Annotated in this window: 14 protein-coding genes; 4 read left to right on the plus strand and 10 right to left on the minus strand. The window is 70.2% G+C overall.

Annotation, left to right across the window (positions count from 1 at the left end; genetic code table 11):
* Nucleotides 1–4: 4 nt before the first annotated feature.
* The 4 genes from ACZY0Y_RS04400 to ACZY0Y_RS04415 all read right to left on the minus strand — a co-directional run bounded on the left by ACZY0Y_RS04400 (nt 5) and on the right by ACZY0Y_RS04415 (nt 3,797).
* On the minus strand, nt 5–1,438 hold the full coding sequence (locus ACZY0Y_RS04400; protein ID WP_463956929.1) for a PIG-L family deacetylase: 1,434 nt from the start codon (nt 1,436–1,438) through the stop codon (nt 5–7).
* On the minus strand, nt 1,432–2,538 hold the full coding sequence (locus ACZY0Y_RS04405; RefSeq protein WP_463956930.1) for an acyl-CoA dehydrogenase family protein: 1,107 nt from the start codon (nt 2,536–2,538) through the stop codon (nt 1,432–1,434). Before ACZY0Y_RS04405 ends, ACZY0Y_RS04400 begins: the two co-directional genes overlap by 7 nt.
* A 159-nt stretch (nt 2,539–2,697) precedes the next feature.
* A complete protein-coding gene (locus tag ACZY0Y_RS04410; protein WP_463956931.1) occupies nt 2,698–3,372 on the minus strand; it encodes an O-methyltransferase in 675 nt (224 codons plus the stop codon).
* A 56-nt stretch (nt 3,373–3,428) separates the two neighbouring features.
* The gene (locus ACZY0Y_RS04415; RefSeq protein WP_160668290.1) at nt 3,429–3,797 is read right to left on the minus strand and encodes a thiamine-binding protein; all 369 of its coding nucleotides are present in this window, start codon (nt 3,795–3,797) and stop codon (nt 3,429–3,431) included.
* Between the two features lie 123 nt (nt 3,798–3,920).
* Between ACZY0Y_RS04415 and ACZY0Y_RS04420 the strand changes: the two genes are divergently transcribed.
* Complete coding sequence (locus tag ACZY0Y_RS04420) at nt 3,921–4,553, plus strand: TetR/AcrR family transcriptional regulator (protein ID WP_463956932.1); 633 nt, start codon at nt 3,921–3,923, stop codon at nt 4,551–4,553.
* 18 nt (nt 4,554–4,571) lie between these two features.
* On the opposite strand, the gene ACZY0Y_RS04425 is transcribed toward ACZY0Y_RS04420, so the two are convergent.
* The 4 genes from ACZY0Y_RS04425 to ACZY0Y_RS04440 all read right to left on the minus strand — a co-directional run bounded on the left by ACZY0Y_RS04425 (nt 4,572) and on the right by ACZY0Y_RS04440 (nt 6,611).
* The gene (locus ACZY0Y_RS04425) at nt 4,572–5,288 is read right to left on the minus strand and encodes an ANTAR domain-containing protein (protein ID WP_463956933.1); all 717 of its coding nucleotides are present in this window, start codon (nt 5,286–5,288) and stop codon (nt 4,572–4,574) included.
* Nucleotides 5,288–5,479 carry a hypothetical protein gene (locus tag ACZY0Y_RS04430; protein WP_024367309.1) on the minus strand — a complete coding sequence of 64 codons (192 nt, stop codon included), beginning with the start codon at nt 5,477–5,479 and terminating at the stop codon, nt 5,288–5,290. The genes ACZY0Y_RS04425 and ACZY0Y_RS04430 overlap by 1 nt, the downstream gene beginning before the upstream one ends.
* An 83-nt stretch (nt 5,480–5,562) precedes the next feature.
* A complete protein-coding gene (locus tag ACZY0Y_RS04435) occupies nt 5,563–5,874 on the minus strand; it encodes an AzlD domain-containing protein (protein ID WP_160668295.1) in 312 nt (103 codons plus the stop codon).
* Nucleotides 5,871–6,611 carry an AzlC family ABC transporter permease gene (locus ACZY0Y_RS04440; protein ID WP_160668297.1) on the minus strand — a complete coding sequence of 247 codons (741 nt, stop codon included), beginning with the start codon at nt 6,609–6,611 and terminating at the stop codon, nt 5,871–5,873. The genes ACZY0Y_RS04435 and ACZY0Y_RS04440 overlap by 4 nt, the downstream gene beginning before the upstream one ends.
* 220 nt (nt 6,612–6,831) lie before the next feature.
* Between ACZY0Y_RS04440 and ACZY0Y_RS04445 the strand changes: the two genes are divergently transcribed.
* The 3 genes from ACZY0Y_RS04445 (at nt 6,832) to ACZY0Y_RS04455 (ending at nt 11,214) form a co-directional block, all read left to right on the plus strand.
* Nucleotides 6,832–7,803, plus strand: coding sequence for an ABC transporter ATP-binding protein (locus tag ACZY0Y_RS04445; protein ID WP_463882023.1), 972 nt, complete (start codon nt 6,832–6,834; stop codon nt 7,801–7,803).
* Nucleotides 7,796–9,388, plus strand: coding sequence for an ABC transporter permease (locus ACZY0Y_RS04450; RefSeq protein ID WP_463882020.1), 1,593 nt, complete (start codon nt 7,796–7,798; stop codon nt 9,386–9,388). Before ACZY0Y_RS04445 ends, ACZY0Y_RS04450 begins: the two co-directional genes overlap by 8 nt.
* Nucleotides 9,389–9,516: 128 nt before the next feature.
* Nucleotides 9,517–11,214 carry an HNH endonuclease signature motif containing protein gene (locus tag ACZY0Y_RS04455; protein ID WP_463956934.1) on the plus strand — a complete coding sequence of 566 codons (1,698 nt, stop codon included), beginning with the start codon at nt 9,517–9,519 and terminating at the stop codon, nt 11,212–11,214.
* Between the two features lie 50 nt (nt 11,215–11,264).
* Here the strand turns inward: ACZY0Y_RS04455 and ACZY0Y_RS04460 are convergent, their stop codons facing one another.
* Both ACZY0Y_RS04460 and ACZY0Y_RS04465 read right to left on the minus strand, forming a co-directional pair.
* Entirely contained in the window at nt 11,265–11,933 is a 669-nt protein-coding gene (locus tag ACZY0Y_RS04460; protein WP_463956935.1) for a lysophospholipid acyltransferase family protein, read from the minus strand.
* Nucleotides 11,920–12,696: an HAD hydrolase-like protein gene (locus ACZY0Y_RS04465; protein ID WP_463956936.1), complete on the minus strand. Its 777-nt coding sequence runs from the start codon at nt 12,694–12,696 to the stop codon at nt 11,920–11,922. The genes ACZY0Y_RS04460 and ACZY0Y_RS04465 overlap by 14 nt, the downstream gene beginning before the upstream one ends.
* Nucleotides 12,697–12,707 lie beyond the last annotated feature (11 nt).

A 12,707-nucleotide genomic window follows, 5' to 3' on the forward strand; every position in this document is an offset into this window, starting at 1 on the left:
TCTCCTACCCTTCCGGGCCCGGCACGACGATGGTTGCCGGCTGGGCGTCCCCGGCGGACCCGGGCGCGACCAGGACCTCCAGGATGAAGTCGCGTTCCCGGTACAGTCCGGCGTCGACCCAGCCCAGTTGGCGTCGCGCGGCGGCGTGCACGGCGTCGCCGTCGAGCTCCCAGCCGGAGATCGGATGGCGCCAGTGGCACAGGGCCAGGGTGCCGCCGGGCAGGAGCGCGGCCTCGACCCGCTCGAACAGCCCGGCCAGCTCGCCGGGCGAAAGGTAGTAGCCCATCTCGGAGACCACGATCAGGTCGAACCGGCCGTCCGGCCAGTCCGTCGGGACGGTGAGGTGGCTGGTCCGGGCGGCGGGGAGGTGTTCGAGGCGCCGGGCGGCGTGCGCCAGCGCGGCGCTGCTCGCGTCCACGGCCAGGAAGCTGGCGCAGCGTTGCGCGAGTTCGACGCTGAGGGTCCCGATCGAGCAGCCGATCTCCAGTCCTGCCGTGTAGTTCAGGCCGGGCAGGGCCGCGAGGGTGAGGGTGCGTTTGCGGTGTTCGTACCAGCTGGTCATGTACTGCCAGGGGTCGTCCGTTCCGGTATGGACGGCGTCGAAAACCCCTTCCGCATCGGCGGCGGCGTAGGAACTGGCACCGGTGGCGCCGGCGGCCGGGCCCTGCCACGCAAACGTCTCGAAGGGCCGGTCGAAGTGTGCCAGGAAAGCCGGCGGGAGCAGCACCTCGTCCCCGGGCTGGCCGGACAGCGGCCGGACTTGAGAGGTGTGGGAGGACATCGCTGCCGCCTTGGCCCGCCGTTCGGCGGGGTCCAGCGGCAGGCGCAGCCAGGACTGCCAGGCCGGGTCCGCGGTGTCCGCCCAGAGCCAGTACCAGACGGGGTACTCGAGCAGTCCGTGGCCGCCTGCGCCTGCGGCCTCGGCGGCGGCGGCGCCCAGTGCCTCGTGGTCGGTGTGGCCGTCGTGCCGGTAGGGGGCCACGAGCGTGATGTGCCCCGCCGGCAGTCCCGTTGCGGCGGTTGTGTCGGTAATGGCGCGCTGCAGCGCGGCGTGCACCTCCGGCCGGTGCCCGGCGAGCTTGCCATCGGGCAGGGCGAGGTACCGCCAGCCCGGATCCGGCAGCAGATGCGTCAGCGCGCGGCCGAATTCCTTGAGCCGCACGGCGGCGAGCTGTTCCGGCGTCGTCGTGGGCGAGTCCGGGTGGGAGGCCTCCCCCGCCGTGCACAACAAGACCGTGACCCGGGCGCCCAGCCCCCGCAGCCGGGCCATCAGGCCGCCGGCGCCGAGGGATTCGTCGTCGGGGTGCGCGGCCAGGACGATGAAAGCCTGGCCGGCGAGCTCGCCGGCGTCGAGCGGCAATTCCGGGAGCGCAGCCAGCCCGCTGGCTGCCCAGGCGTCCTCGCTGGTGCCGGTGTCCTGGTGGGTGAAGCTCACCACGGGTGGTCCCCCTTGAGCGTGAGGGCTCCGAGCTGCGCGTCGTCGCGCATGGCGTGGTGCTGCCGGATGTACAGGGCGAGGTCGGCCATGCGCTTGCCGTAGACCGGGTCGAAGGCGAGCGGGGCGGGTCCAAGGTTCTGGCTGGCCAGGGTCTGGATGCGTTCGACGGCGGTGGCCACGTTGCCGCGGACGCGGAGGGCCTCGCTCCAGGCGCCGCGGTCCGAGACTTCCCCGGCATCGATCCGCGCGGCGGTCCGGGCCAGGTATCCGGTCAGGGCGGTGAGGGTGCGGTCGATTTCGCCGAGGTGCGCGAGGGCGAGCTGGTCCGGTTCGCGGCCGCCGTCGGCAGCTGCGAGCAGGGATACCTTGAACCCGCGGGCCACCGCGACGGCGCCGCCCAGCCAGCACGCCGCCACGCCCATGCCGCCCCATGCGAAGCCGGGCCGGCGGTAATACCAGCCGGCGTCGCCCAGCGGCACGGCCGGAACGGCGTCGAAGTGCACGGTGCCGCTGGGGATTTCCGTGAGTCCCCGGCTGGTCCATTCCGGGTCCGCGAAGCTCACACCGGGGGCATGGAGGTCGACGGCGAAGGCGGCCCGGCCGCCGTCGTCCAGGTGGGCGGTCACGACGGCGTGATCCAGTTGGGCGGCGAGCGAGCACCAGGGTTTGGAACCCTGCAGCAGGAAACAGCCGTCCGCCGGTTTGGCCTCGAGCCGCAGGCCTGCGGCTTCAGCGGCAAAGACACCCCAGGCGCCGTCAAAGTGGACACCGTCAAAGTCCGGGCATTCCCAGCCTTCCACCGCCGCGTGGCCGGCTGCCTGGGCGAGGATCGCCGAGGCGTCCAGGTGCGGTTCGATGGCACGGCCGGCGGCGACGTCGACGGCCGTGACCGACGCCAGGATTTCCCACAGGAAGGCCGTCCGGCCCTCGCCGGGGTTCGGGGCGGTCGCTGCCGCGGCCTTGGCCAGCTCCAGCAACGCCGGGACGTCGCCGACGGCGGACCGGGCCGCCGCCAGCAGGGGGCCGAGGACGGCCAGGTCCTCCGGCGCAGAACTGATCCTGACGGCAACGGGCCGCTGGGAATCGGGAGTCCGGTTCATTCGGGCCTGTTCTCCTTCGAAGGGTCTCTGGTGCTGTTGGCGTCCATGCCTGCCGGTCGGGCTACTGCCCGGTAATTTCGGCCGTCAGTAAATCTAAGCACACTTAGCACTTTGGGAATTCCGGCGTCAGGTCCAGTGCCGGCGCGGCGCCCGCCGCTGCTACACCCGCGCCAGGGCGAAGCCGTCCCAGCCTTTGGAACCCACGGTCTGGATCACGGTGCCGTCCAGCCTCGGGTCCTCGCCCAGCATGTGCAGGGCGCTGATGATGCCCGGGGCGTTGACGGCATCCATGGCGGGATCCAGCACGGCGCCTTCCCAGACCACGTTGTCCATCACGACGGCGGTGCCCGGCCGGCCGAGGCGGATGGCCCAGTCGAGGTAATGCGGATTGTTTTCCTTGTCTGCGTCGATGAAGACGAAATCGAAGGGCTCGACGCCTTCGTCGGCGAGCGCCTGCAGCGTCTCCAGTGCCGCCCCGACCCGGATCTCGACAAGATGGCCCAGCCCGGCGGCGTCGACGTTGGCGCGGGCCACGGCGGCGTGTTTGGGCAGGTACTCGCAGGTGAGGAGCCGGCCGCCGTCGGGCAGCCCCTGGGCCATCCAGATGGTGCTGAAGCCGGCCAGGGTCCCGATCTCCAGCACCCGCCGGGCACCGGAGAGCTGCACGAGCAGCTTGAGCAGCTTCCCGGCGTTAGGGGCGACCTCGATGGGAGGCATGCCCGCCTCGAGGGCGCTGGCTATGGCGCGTCTAAGGGAGTTGTCCGGGCGGACCACAACCTCGGACAGGAAGCCCTCGACGGCGGTCCAGCGGGCGGTGGGCTGATGCTCGAACATGCCCCCAGTCTTCCAGCCGGCCTGTCCCGGCGGTAGGGCCCGTTCGGCCCTGGGTCCTAGCCTGCGGCCGGACCCGGAGCGTCCCCGAGGGCCTGTTCCAGCCGGTCCAGTTTTCCGGTGAGTTCGCCCGTGTAGCCGGGGCGGATGTCTGCCTTGATGACGAGGGAGACCCTGCTGCCGTAGCGGCCCACGGCCTCGGTGGCGCGCTTCACGACGTCGAAGACTTCGTCCCACTCGCCCTCGATCGTGGTGAACATCGAGTCGGTATGGTTCGGCAGGCCGGACTCCCGGACGATCCGCACCGCTTCGGCAACGGCGTCGTGGACCGAGGCCTCGTCCGCCGGGACCGCCGCCGAACCGGCGGGTGAGTCACCGGCCGTTTGAGCGGGACGGCCTGAGGGTGCGACAGAAAATGCAAGCAACATGGCACCAGTCTTTCACGTGCTCCAGCGGCCTGCCGGTGGGGTTGGCGCCCGTGGAACCCGTCACATTAGTCACTACTCGGGAGTAATCTCCCCGGCCCGGCCTTGCGTTGCTAACCTAGGCAAATGAACCGGGTAGCAGACCGCAGGCCGCTCCGCGCCGATGCCGCGCGGAACGTTGACAAGATCATCACCGCCGCCCGCCAGTGCTTCCGCGAGCACGGCCCCGAGGTCCCGCTGCAGACCATCGCTGTGACCGCCGGAGTTGGTCCTGCCACCCTTTTCAGGAACTTCGCCGACAAGGAAGAACTCGTCCTCGCGGCGCTGCACCGCCAACTCGGACTGCTGGTCGATCCCGTCATCGGGGAGGCCCTCGCCGGGCCCGACGCCGCCGACGGCCTCTTCCGCGTCATTGACGCGCTGATGGGCGTGGCCAGCGAAGAAGCCAACCTCCTGGGAGCCGTCGCCGGCCGCCGCGGACTGCTCACGGGAATCACGGGCGATCTGATCGAGTCCGTGGCCGTCCTCCTGGGCCGCGGGCAGGGCCAGGGCACCCTGCGCAGCGATATTTCGATGACGGACCTGATCCGGCTGCTGGCCATGCTGATTGGCGTGGTGGACACCATGGAGGCAGGGTCGGATGCGTGGCGCCGCCCGGTCGCCCTCGTCGAGGACGCCATCCGCACGGAGCGCCCCCACCGGCCGCTGCCGCCGCAGGCACCGCTGCCGGGCACCGCCTTCGACTCTGTCCGCGGCTAGGACCGGCTCCGTACGAGCTCAGGCGCTGAAGGCCGTCCCGGCCGGCACGCCGTCGAACCTCCGGAGGATCTCCTCGGCGACGATCCGGAGCTTGACGTTCCTGGTGTTGGAGACCCTGGACAGCAGGTCGAACGCTTCGGACTGCGAGCACCGGCTCTGGGCCATGAGGATGCCGGTGGCCAGGTTGATCACGGTCCGCGACCGCATTGCCTGCATCAGGTCCCGGTTCAGGCCCTTGGCAGAATCGAGCCGGACAGCCAGCCGCAGCACTTTGGCGGCGCGGAAGGCGAGAGCCGCGCAGGCGGCCACCGCGTCGTCGTCGAAAGCCTCGGGAGACGTCGACGAGAAAGTCAGGACCGCGGACCGGTCCTCCAGCATGGCTACGGCGAGGATACTGCGGCTCCCGCGCTGGGCAGCTGCCCGCTGGTAGCGCCGCCACCTGGGATCCATCGTCGTGTCAGGCACCAGCACGGCCAGCCCGGTCTGCCGGGCCTCCAGCCCCGGATCCTCCGCAACGTCGTCCTGCATCCGTTCCAGCATCAGGGCCTCGCGGCTGCCCGCCAGGGCTGCCGGTTGACGGTGCCGGGCCACCAGCACCGAACACCGCACCGAGCGGCCGGTTTCGGCTGCGGCGGACTCGGCGGCCAGGCCGGCCAACTGCCGGAGGAAATCCTCCAGCACGTCGTTGTCGAGCAACAAATCCTGCAGGCGCTCCGAAAGCCGGGTTTTCAGCATCAATCCTCCGCCGGCTTCTCTTTGGCTTCCTGCAGGTGGTGCTGCAGCTTCTCCTCAGCCTCCCGCCGGCGTCGTGCCATCTCGCGCAGCTCCCGGGTGGACTCGGCCCCTGGCGGAACGAACGGCTCATGCGGCTTGTGGTGCGGGCCTTTGCCGGGCGCAGGGGCATCCGGCTGGTCGTTGTCGCTCATAACCGAATGCTCCCATGGGGCCCGGGAGGCAAGTAGGGACTAAAGACCGTTACGGAGCAGTACGGCGGCAGTCGGTGCGGCTGCTAGTTCCAGCCCAGCAGCCTGAGTCCGGCTGCCGCCCCGGCTCCGGCGAGGACGACCACGAGGAAGGGGGCCCGGAACACGAGGGCGATGCCGGCCGCGGCCAGTGCCCCCAGGCGCGCGTCCAGCGCCAGCGTCTGGCCCGAGGCCACGGTGTTCACAATTGTCAGGGACGCCAGCAGGCCAATGGTCATGGTGCCGGCGATCCGGGACATCCGGGGATCACGGAGCACGCTGGCCGGGACCAGATAGCCCAGCAGTTTCCAGGCGTACGCCAACAGGCACGAGAGCAGCAGCCACATCCACAGGGTCATTTGGCGTCCCCGGAGGGATGCGGATGCGGGTGTTCGGCGTAGGGGTCCACGTCCGGTTCCAGTCCTTCGTCGCTGCGGCCATGGCTGAACCAGCCGATTGCCGCAGCCACCACCGCGGCCACCAGGATCGGCACCCCGGCGGGCACAAAGGGTACAGCCAGCACGGTGGCCAGGGCGCAGACGACGGCGATCGCGACAGGTTCGCGGCCTTTGAGCCGCGGCCACAGCAGGCCCAGGAACGCCGCCACGGCGGCACCGTCCAGGCCCCACTGCTTGGGATCCCCCAGCGCACCTCCTGCCAGCGCGCCCACGGCGGTGAACAGGTTCCAGAGGACGAAGATGCCCAGGCCGGCGGTCCAGAAGCCGCGCTTCTGCTCGAGCGGGTCCGTCTGGCCGGTGCTTGTGGCGGTGGACTCGTCGATCGTGACGTGGGCGGCGGCGAACCGCAGCCAGCCCCGCGGCTGCAGCAGGGCGTTGACCTGCATGCCGTAAATCCCGTTGCGCATGCCCAGCAGGGTGGCCGCCCCCATCGCGGCGACGCCGGAGCCGCCCCCGGCCACCACCCCGATGAATGCGAACTGCGAGCCGCCGCTGAACAGCAGCAGGCTCAGGGCCATGGTCTGCCAGAAGTCGAGTCCGGAGGTGACGGACAGCGCACCGAAGGACACGCCGTAAAGTCCGGTGGCGATGCTGATGGAGAGCCCGACCCGCACCGCCGGGGACTGCAGAAGCCTCACCGACGGGCCCGTTTCCGCAGGACCGGCTTCGCGGCGTTGGCCAGCAACAGGGCGCTCATCGCCACGGCGGAAAGCGTCTGGGTGTCCCGGCCGGACCAGCGAGATGGCATGGAGCAACTCAATCACAGCCGCGGGAGCGCCCGCCAACCGTGGCGGCCTGCGGCAAAACAGGTCTTTCCGCACGGGTCCGCGCCCGCCAATCCGGCGTACCTTGTTGACTATGAGCAGTGTGGTGGAAATGACCGGCGTCGTGAAGCGGTTCGGGGCCGTAACGGCCCTGGACGGACTGGATTTCGACGTGGCCTCCGGCGAGGTGCATGGTTTCCTCGGCCCCAACGGATCCGGCAAGTCCACCACCTTGCGGATCCTGCTGGGCCTCCTGCGCTCCGATGCGGGTTCCATCCGGGTGCTCGGGCTGGACCCCTGGCGCGACGTTGCGACGCTGCACCGCCGGCTGGCCTACGTCCCGGGGGACGTGGCCCTGTGGCCGAACCTGACGGGCGGCGAGGTGATTGACCTGCTGGGCAGGCTGCAGGGCGGCCAGGACCGCGACCGCCGGGAGCGGCTCCTGGACCTGTTCGAGCTGGACCCCAGTAAAAAGGCGCGCACCTACTCCAAGGGAAACCGTCAGAAAGTGGCCCTCGTTGCTGCCCTGGCCACCGACGCCGAGCTGTTCCTGCTGGACGAGCCGACAAGCGGGCTGGACCCGCTGATGGAGGACGCCTTCCGCGGCTGCGTCCGCGAACTGCGTGAGCAGGGGCGCACCGTGGTGCTGAGCAGCCATATCCTCAGCGAGGCCGAGGCGCTCTCGGACCGGGTGAGCATCATCCGCGCCGGGAAGGTGGTGGAGTCTGGCCCGCTGGAGCAACTGCGGCACCTGACCCGCACCTCCGTGACCGCCGACGTCGCAACAGTGCCGCCGGGACTGGATCTGCTGCCCGGCGTTCACGACGTCGTCGTGACGAATCACCGGGTCAACGCCCAGGTCGAACCCATCGGCCTGAACCACCTGATGCAGGCGCTGACGACGGCGGGACTGAAGTCACTCACGAGCCAGCCGCCGACGCTCGAGGACCTGTTCCTGCGCCACTACAGTGACATCACCGCCGGTGTTCCGGCGGCGGCTGTTGGCGCTTCGCCCGGCCGGCCCGCCTCGCGGGAGCCGGGCCGACGGCGGGCCGGCGATGCCTGAAACCCTCGCGGGAACTGGCGTCCTGATCCGCCTCGGGCTGCGGCGGGACCGCTGGATGTTGCCGGTCTGGATCGTCGGCTTTGCCCTGATCGCCTACTCGACCGCGCTGGCCGGGGCCGAGCTCTATCCGGATGTGGCAAGCCGTGTCGAGGCCGCCACCGCCCTGAACGCGACCGCCTCCGTGGTGGCGATGTTCGGACGGATCTACGATCCCACCTCGATCGGTGCGCTCTCGTTGATCAAATACACCGCCTTTATGACCGCCATCCTGGCTGTCCTCATGGTCATCCTCGCCATCCGGCACACCCGCAGCGACGAGGAGAGCGGACGCCTCGAACTGCTCGGCGGCGGACGGCTGGGCCGCGACGCGCCGCTGGCAGCCGCCCTCACGATCAGCCTCGGCGCCAGCGTGCTGCTCGGGTTGCTCTCGGCAGCCGCGCTGGCCGCCGGCGGGCTGCCGGCCGCCGGCTCCCTCGCTTTCGGCTTGGGCTGGGCTGCCACGGGGATGGCCTTCAGTGCCATGGCCGGGCTGGCGGCCCAGCTCACCGCCAGCGCCCGGGCCGCGACCGGGATCAGCATCGGCGTCGTGGCCGTCACCTATGCGCTCCGTGCCGTCGGCGACCTCGCCGAACCGGGGCCGTCTGTGCTCTCCTGGCTCTCGCCCATCGGGTGGAACCAGCAGATCCGGGCTTTCGCGGGCGACCGCTGGTGGGTGCTGGCGCTGCCGGTCTTCCTGTGCATCGTGCTGGTCCCGGCAGCGTTCGCACTCCGTGGCCGGCGCGATCTTGGTTCCGGTCTCCGCGCCGAACGCCCGGGGCCGGCTGTCGGCTCGCTCTCCGGCGTCTGGGATCTGGCGGTGCGGCTGCAGTACCGCGTGCTGGTGGCCTGGGGCGTGGCGTTCCTGGTTTTCGGCGTCGTGATCGGTTCCCTGGTCAGCAACGTGGCAGAACTACTGAGTTCACCGAACGCCCAGGACCTGATCAAGATGCTGGGCGGCAGGCAGGCCCTGACGGACGCTTTCCTGGCCGCGGAGATCAGCATCATGGGGTTGCTGGCCGCAGCCTACGGGGTGTCCTCGGCCAACCATCTGCGCAGCGAGGAGGCCGCGGGCCACACCGAGGCCCTGCTGGGCACGGCCACTACCCGGATCCGCTGGGCGAGCAGCCACTTCACGTTTGCCTTGGCCGGGGTGGCTTTGCTGCTCCTGCTGGCGGGGGTATCGATCGGCGTCGGCGCCGCCTTTGCCGTCAATGACTTCGCTCTGGTGGGCCGGAGCACGGTGGCCGCGTTGGCCCAGGTGCCCGCCGCGTGGGTGGTAACCAGTGCGGGCCTGGCGGTCTTTGGCTGGGCACCCCGGCTGGCCGGGGCGGTCTGGGGCCTCCTGCTGGCCTTCGTCGCCCTGGGAGAATTCGGGGTGCTGTGGAATGCCCCGGAATGGCTGATGGACCTCTCCCCGTTCAGGCATTCCCCGCTGCTCCCGGTGGTCGCCGGGGACGGGGCGGCGCTGACGGCGCTCACCGTGGCCGCCGCTGCACTGGCCGCGCTCGGCTATACCGGCTGGCGGCGCCGCGACCTCGCAGCGTAGGCCTCGAGTCACCATTCGTTGAGGCGATGGCCTGAGGGTAAATCTTCGCCGGACTTCAATTTCTGCCGGCGTTCTGCTGCCCCATGGGTTCGATCTAAATTGTCGTTGCCTCGTGATCTGATGTGAGTGTGGACAACACGGCAGCATGGAGTGCGGATGGCAGGGAGGCCCTGGCTGCTGTCGCGGTGTTGACTGCGGCGCTGGATTCCGTCGCCGGGGCCGGCGCTGACGGCGGTGGTCCGTCCGGGGCCGGTGTCGGCCGGGGTGCTGGTCCGTTGGGGGACGATCCGTTGCGGGATTTGGCGGATGATTGCCTGGACGGGCTGGCAGAGGTCGCCCGGTGGGAGGCTCGGGCTGCGGCGTTGAAGGTGCGGCTGGGCGCGGCCTATCTGCGGGCCACCGATGCCATGGCGGCCCCGGCGGTGGCACCGCATGACGCTAAGTGCCAGGAGATGGCGGTGACGGCGGAGGTCGCGTGTGTCCTGACGGTGAGCGAGGGGACCGCGGGTGCCTTCCTGTCCGAGTGCGTGGCGCTGACGCGGGGTTTGCCGCTGACCCTGGCGGCGCTGGCGGCCGGGAGAATTTCGTGGGCGCATGCCCGGATCATTGTGGACGAAACCGCCGGCCTGGACCCGGCCGGGGCGGCCGGGCTGGAGGCGCACTTCCTGGACCCGGACGCGCCGGACCCGGCCCGCGGGTGCCCGGCCGGGGAGCTCGTTCCGTCCCGGTTCCGGGCCAAGGCGCGCACCTGGCGGGAACGCCACCACCGGGAGAGCATCGAAACACGCCACACCAAGAGCGCTGCGGACCGGCGGGTCGAGTACCGCCCGGACTCCGACGGGATGGCCTGGTTCTCCGCGTACCTCCCGGCCGATACCGCCGCGGGGATCTGGGCCCGGAGCACCGCGGCCGCCCGCGCCCTCCAGGGCCCGGGCGAGGCCAGGACCCTGACCCAGCTCCGCGCCGATGTCGCCGCGACCTGGCTGCTGACCAGCGGACTCGCCGACGGCGAAGTGGCAGGCGGCGGGACCGGCACGGGCGCGGGCGGGGGTGTGCCGTCGCCGCGGGCGCAGGTCCTGGTCACCGTCCCGGTCCTGTCCCTGCTCGGCGCCGGGGAGGAACCGGCGGTCCTGGACGGGTACGGGCCGATCCCGCCCTCGATGGCCCGCCGGCTCGTCGCCGAAGGCGCCGGTTCGTTCTATCGGCTGCTGGTTGATCCGCGGGACGGGGCGCCGCTGGAAATCGGCCGGTCCAGCTACCGGGTGCCGAAGGCAGTGCGGCAGTGGCTGCGGCTCCGCGACGGGAAGTGCCCGTTCCCGGGCTGCAACAACCAGTCCCTGGACAACGACGCCGACCACCTCCTGGCCTGGGCTGACGGAGGCACCACCGGGATCTCCAACCTCGGCCAGCCCTGCCGCAAACACCACGGCCTGAAACACTCCTCGGCCTGGACACCGGCCGGAGCCAGCAAAGACGCACCGCCCGGCTGGACGTCCCCGACCGGACGGCACTACCCCAGCGAACAACAGGACTGGGAACCACCCCACTGGCCACCCGGCATCCTGGAAACGAACGGGCTCCTGGGCTGGGAACAGACCTCGGATGAAGACATGAAACCAGGCGTGGACCCGCCACCGGACAATGATCTGGGCCTGCCGCCGGACCCCGGCCCGGATCCCGACCAGGAACTGCCCCCGGACCCTTTCCCGGACTGGCACCTGTTCACGGCCGGGCACCCCTGGCCCGCGGCAGGCACGGACAACCCCGGCTGGAGAGAGCCACTCGACGAATCCACCCTGGAAAACTTCCTTGCCCAACACGCCTGACCGCGGCGGAATGGTCCAGCCCATCTCGCCCGCGGACTGAGGCGACGTGACTACTCGACGGTCTTGCTCTGGTTGTAGCTGGTGGAGCGTTCCTGGCCGCTGAGTGCGGCTATCGCATCCATAATGCGGTCTGTGGCCTGCCGGCGGGCGGGCAGGGAGTGGTCCGGCCCGGTCTTGTCGAAGTACAGCGGTTCGCCGACCTTCATGGTGAAGTGCTGGGGTTTGACCGACTTACTGTCCGCCGGCTGCAGGTGCTCCGTGCCGATCAGTCCGACCGGGATGACAGGGGCGCCGGTGGTCAAAGCAAGCCAGCCGACGCCGGTGCGTCCGCGGTAGAGGATGCCGTCGCGGGAGCGTGTGCCCTCCGGGTAGATGCCAATGCCCTTGCCGGCGTCGAGAATTTCCAGCAGCGTCTTAAGCGCCTGGACGCTGGCGGCCTGCTCGCCGCGTTCCACCGGGATGGAGCCGACAGCCTCGAAGAAGGACTTCATCACCTTGCCCTTGACGCCGCCTGTGGTGAAATATTCCGCTTTGGCGAAGAACGCCACGGGCCGGGGCATCAGCGCCTGGACGATCACGCTGTCCAGGAAGGACAGGTGGTTGGGGGCCACGATGAACGGACCCTCCTTGGGCACGTTGTCCAGTCCGATGACCGTGGGCCGGCAGGTCGAGGTCACGAGGCCCCGCGTGGTCCAGCGGATTGCATCAAACATTGCCATCGGTGCGCACCTCGATTACGGCGTTGTGGTTCTGGTCAGGGTTCACTGCATTCGGGGACACCGCTGAGGTCGGCACCGGATCCCGCCGGACTATGGTGTCGTGGAGTGCCGTGCTGCTGTGCACGATCTCCACGGCGCCTGCGGCGTCCAGTTCACCGTCCGAAGCGAAGCCCCAGCCTACGCCGATGCAGTCCAAACCGTTGGCAGCCGCTCCGGCCACATCCTGTGCGCGGTCCCCCACCATGACGGCATGCTGTGTGTCCAGGCCATGTCCGGTGGAGAGGTCCGCCAATGCCGCAGCCACGATGGAAGCCTTGCCCGACGGCGCCCCGGCTGCTGCCGCTTCGTCCGCGGCCGAGCCGCGGATAGTGTGGAACAGGGCGGCAATGCCGTGGTGCTCCAGGACAGTGCGGGCGATGCCTTCGGGCTTCTGGGTGGCGACGGCGAGGGGCCGTCCGGCCTCGACGAACGATTCCAGCAGCGCCCGGATTCCAGGGTAGAGCCTGCTTTGGGCGATGCCGGTGGCCCGGTAGTGGGCGCGGTAGATGCGGATGGCGTCGTCGAGCTGTTCGGCGGGGACCCCGGCGATGTCCGTGAGGGAATGGCTGAGTTTCGGGCCGATCATGGCATCCATCCGCGCCTTGCCGGGAATGCCGAGTCCGAGCTCTGTGAGGGCCGCTGCGATTCCGTCCGATATTCCCTGCGCCGGGTCGACAAGAGTGCCGTCCAGGTCAAAGATCACGGGCACTGTTGTTTGGGTCACCGGCTTAGTTT

Source organism: Pseudarthrobacter kochi (assembly GCF_055412805.1).

What these genes read in the sequence shown, in the direction of transcription:
- ACZY0Y_RS04405 (WP_463956930.1), bottom strand. Translation starts at nt 2,538, where the DNA reads ATGAACCGGACTCCCGATTCCCAGCGGCCCGTTGCCGTCAGGATCAGT.
- ACZY0Y_RS04425 (WP_463956933.1), bottom strand. Translation starts at nt 5,288, where the DNA reads ATGCTGAAAACCCGGCTTTCGGAGCGCCTGCAGGATTTGTTGCTCGAC.
- ACZY0Y_RS04430 (WP_024367309.1), bottom strand. Translation starts at nt 5,479, where the DNA reads ATGAGCGACAACGACCAGCCGGATGCCCCTGCGCCCGGCAAAGGCCCG.
- ACZY0Y_RS04445 (WP_463882023.1), top strand. Translation starts at nt 6,832, where the DNA reads ATGAGCAGTGTGGTGGAAATGACCGGCGTCGTGAAGCGGTTCGGGGCC.
- ACZY0Y_RS04450 (WP_463882020.1), top strand. Translation starts at nt 7,796, where the DNA reads ATGCCTGAAACCCTCGCGGGAACTGGCGTCCTGATCCGCCTCGGGCTG.
- ACZY0Y_RS04415 (WP_160668290.1), bottom strand. Translation starts at nt 3,797, where the DNA reads ATGTTGCTTGCATTTTCTGTCGCACCCTCAGGCCGTCCCGCTCAAACG.
- ACZY0Y_RS04435 (WP_160668295.1), bottom strand. Translation starts at nt 5,874, where the DNA reads ATGACCCTGTGGATGTGGCTGCTGCTCTCGTGCCTGTTGGCGTACGCC.
- ACZY0Y_RS04420 (WP_463956932.1), top strand. Translation starts at nt 3,921, where the DNA reads ATGAACCGGGTAGCAGACCGCAGGCCGCTCCGCGCCGATGCCGCGCGG.
- ACZY0Y_RS04410 (WP_463956931.1), bottom strand. Translation starts at nt 3,372, where the DNA reads ATGTTCGAGCATCAGCCCACCGCCCGCTGGACCGCCGTCGAGGGCTTC.
- ACZY0Y_RS04460 (WP_463956935.1), bottom strand. Translation starts at nt 11,933, where the DNA reads ATGGCAATGTTTGATGCAATCCGCTGGACCACGCGGGGCCTCGTGACC.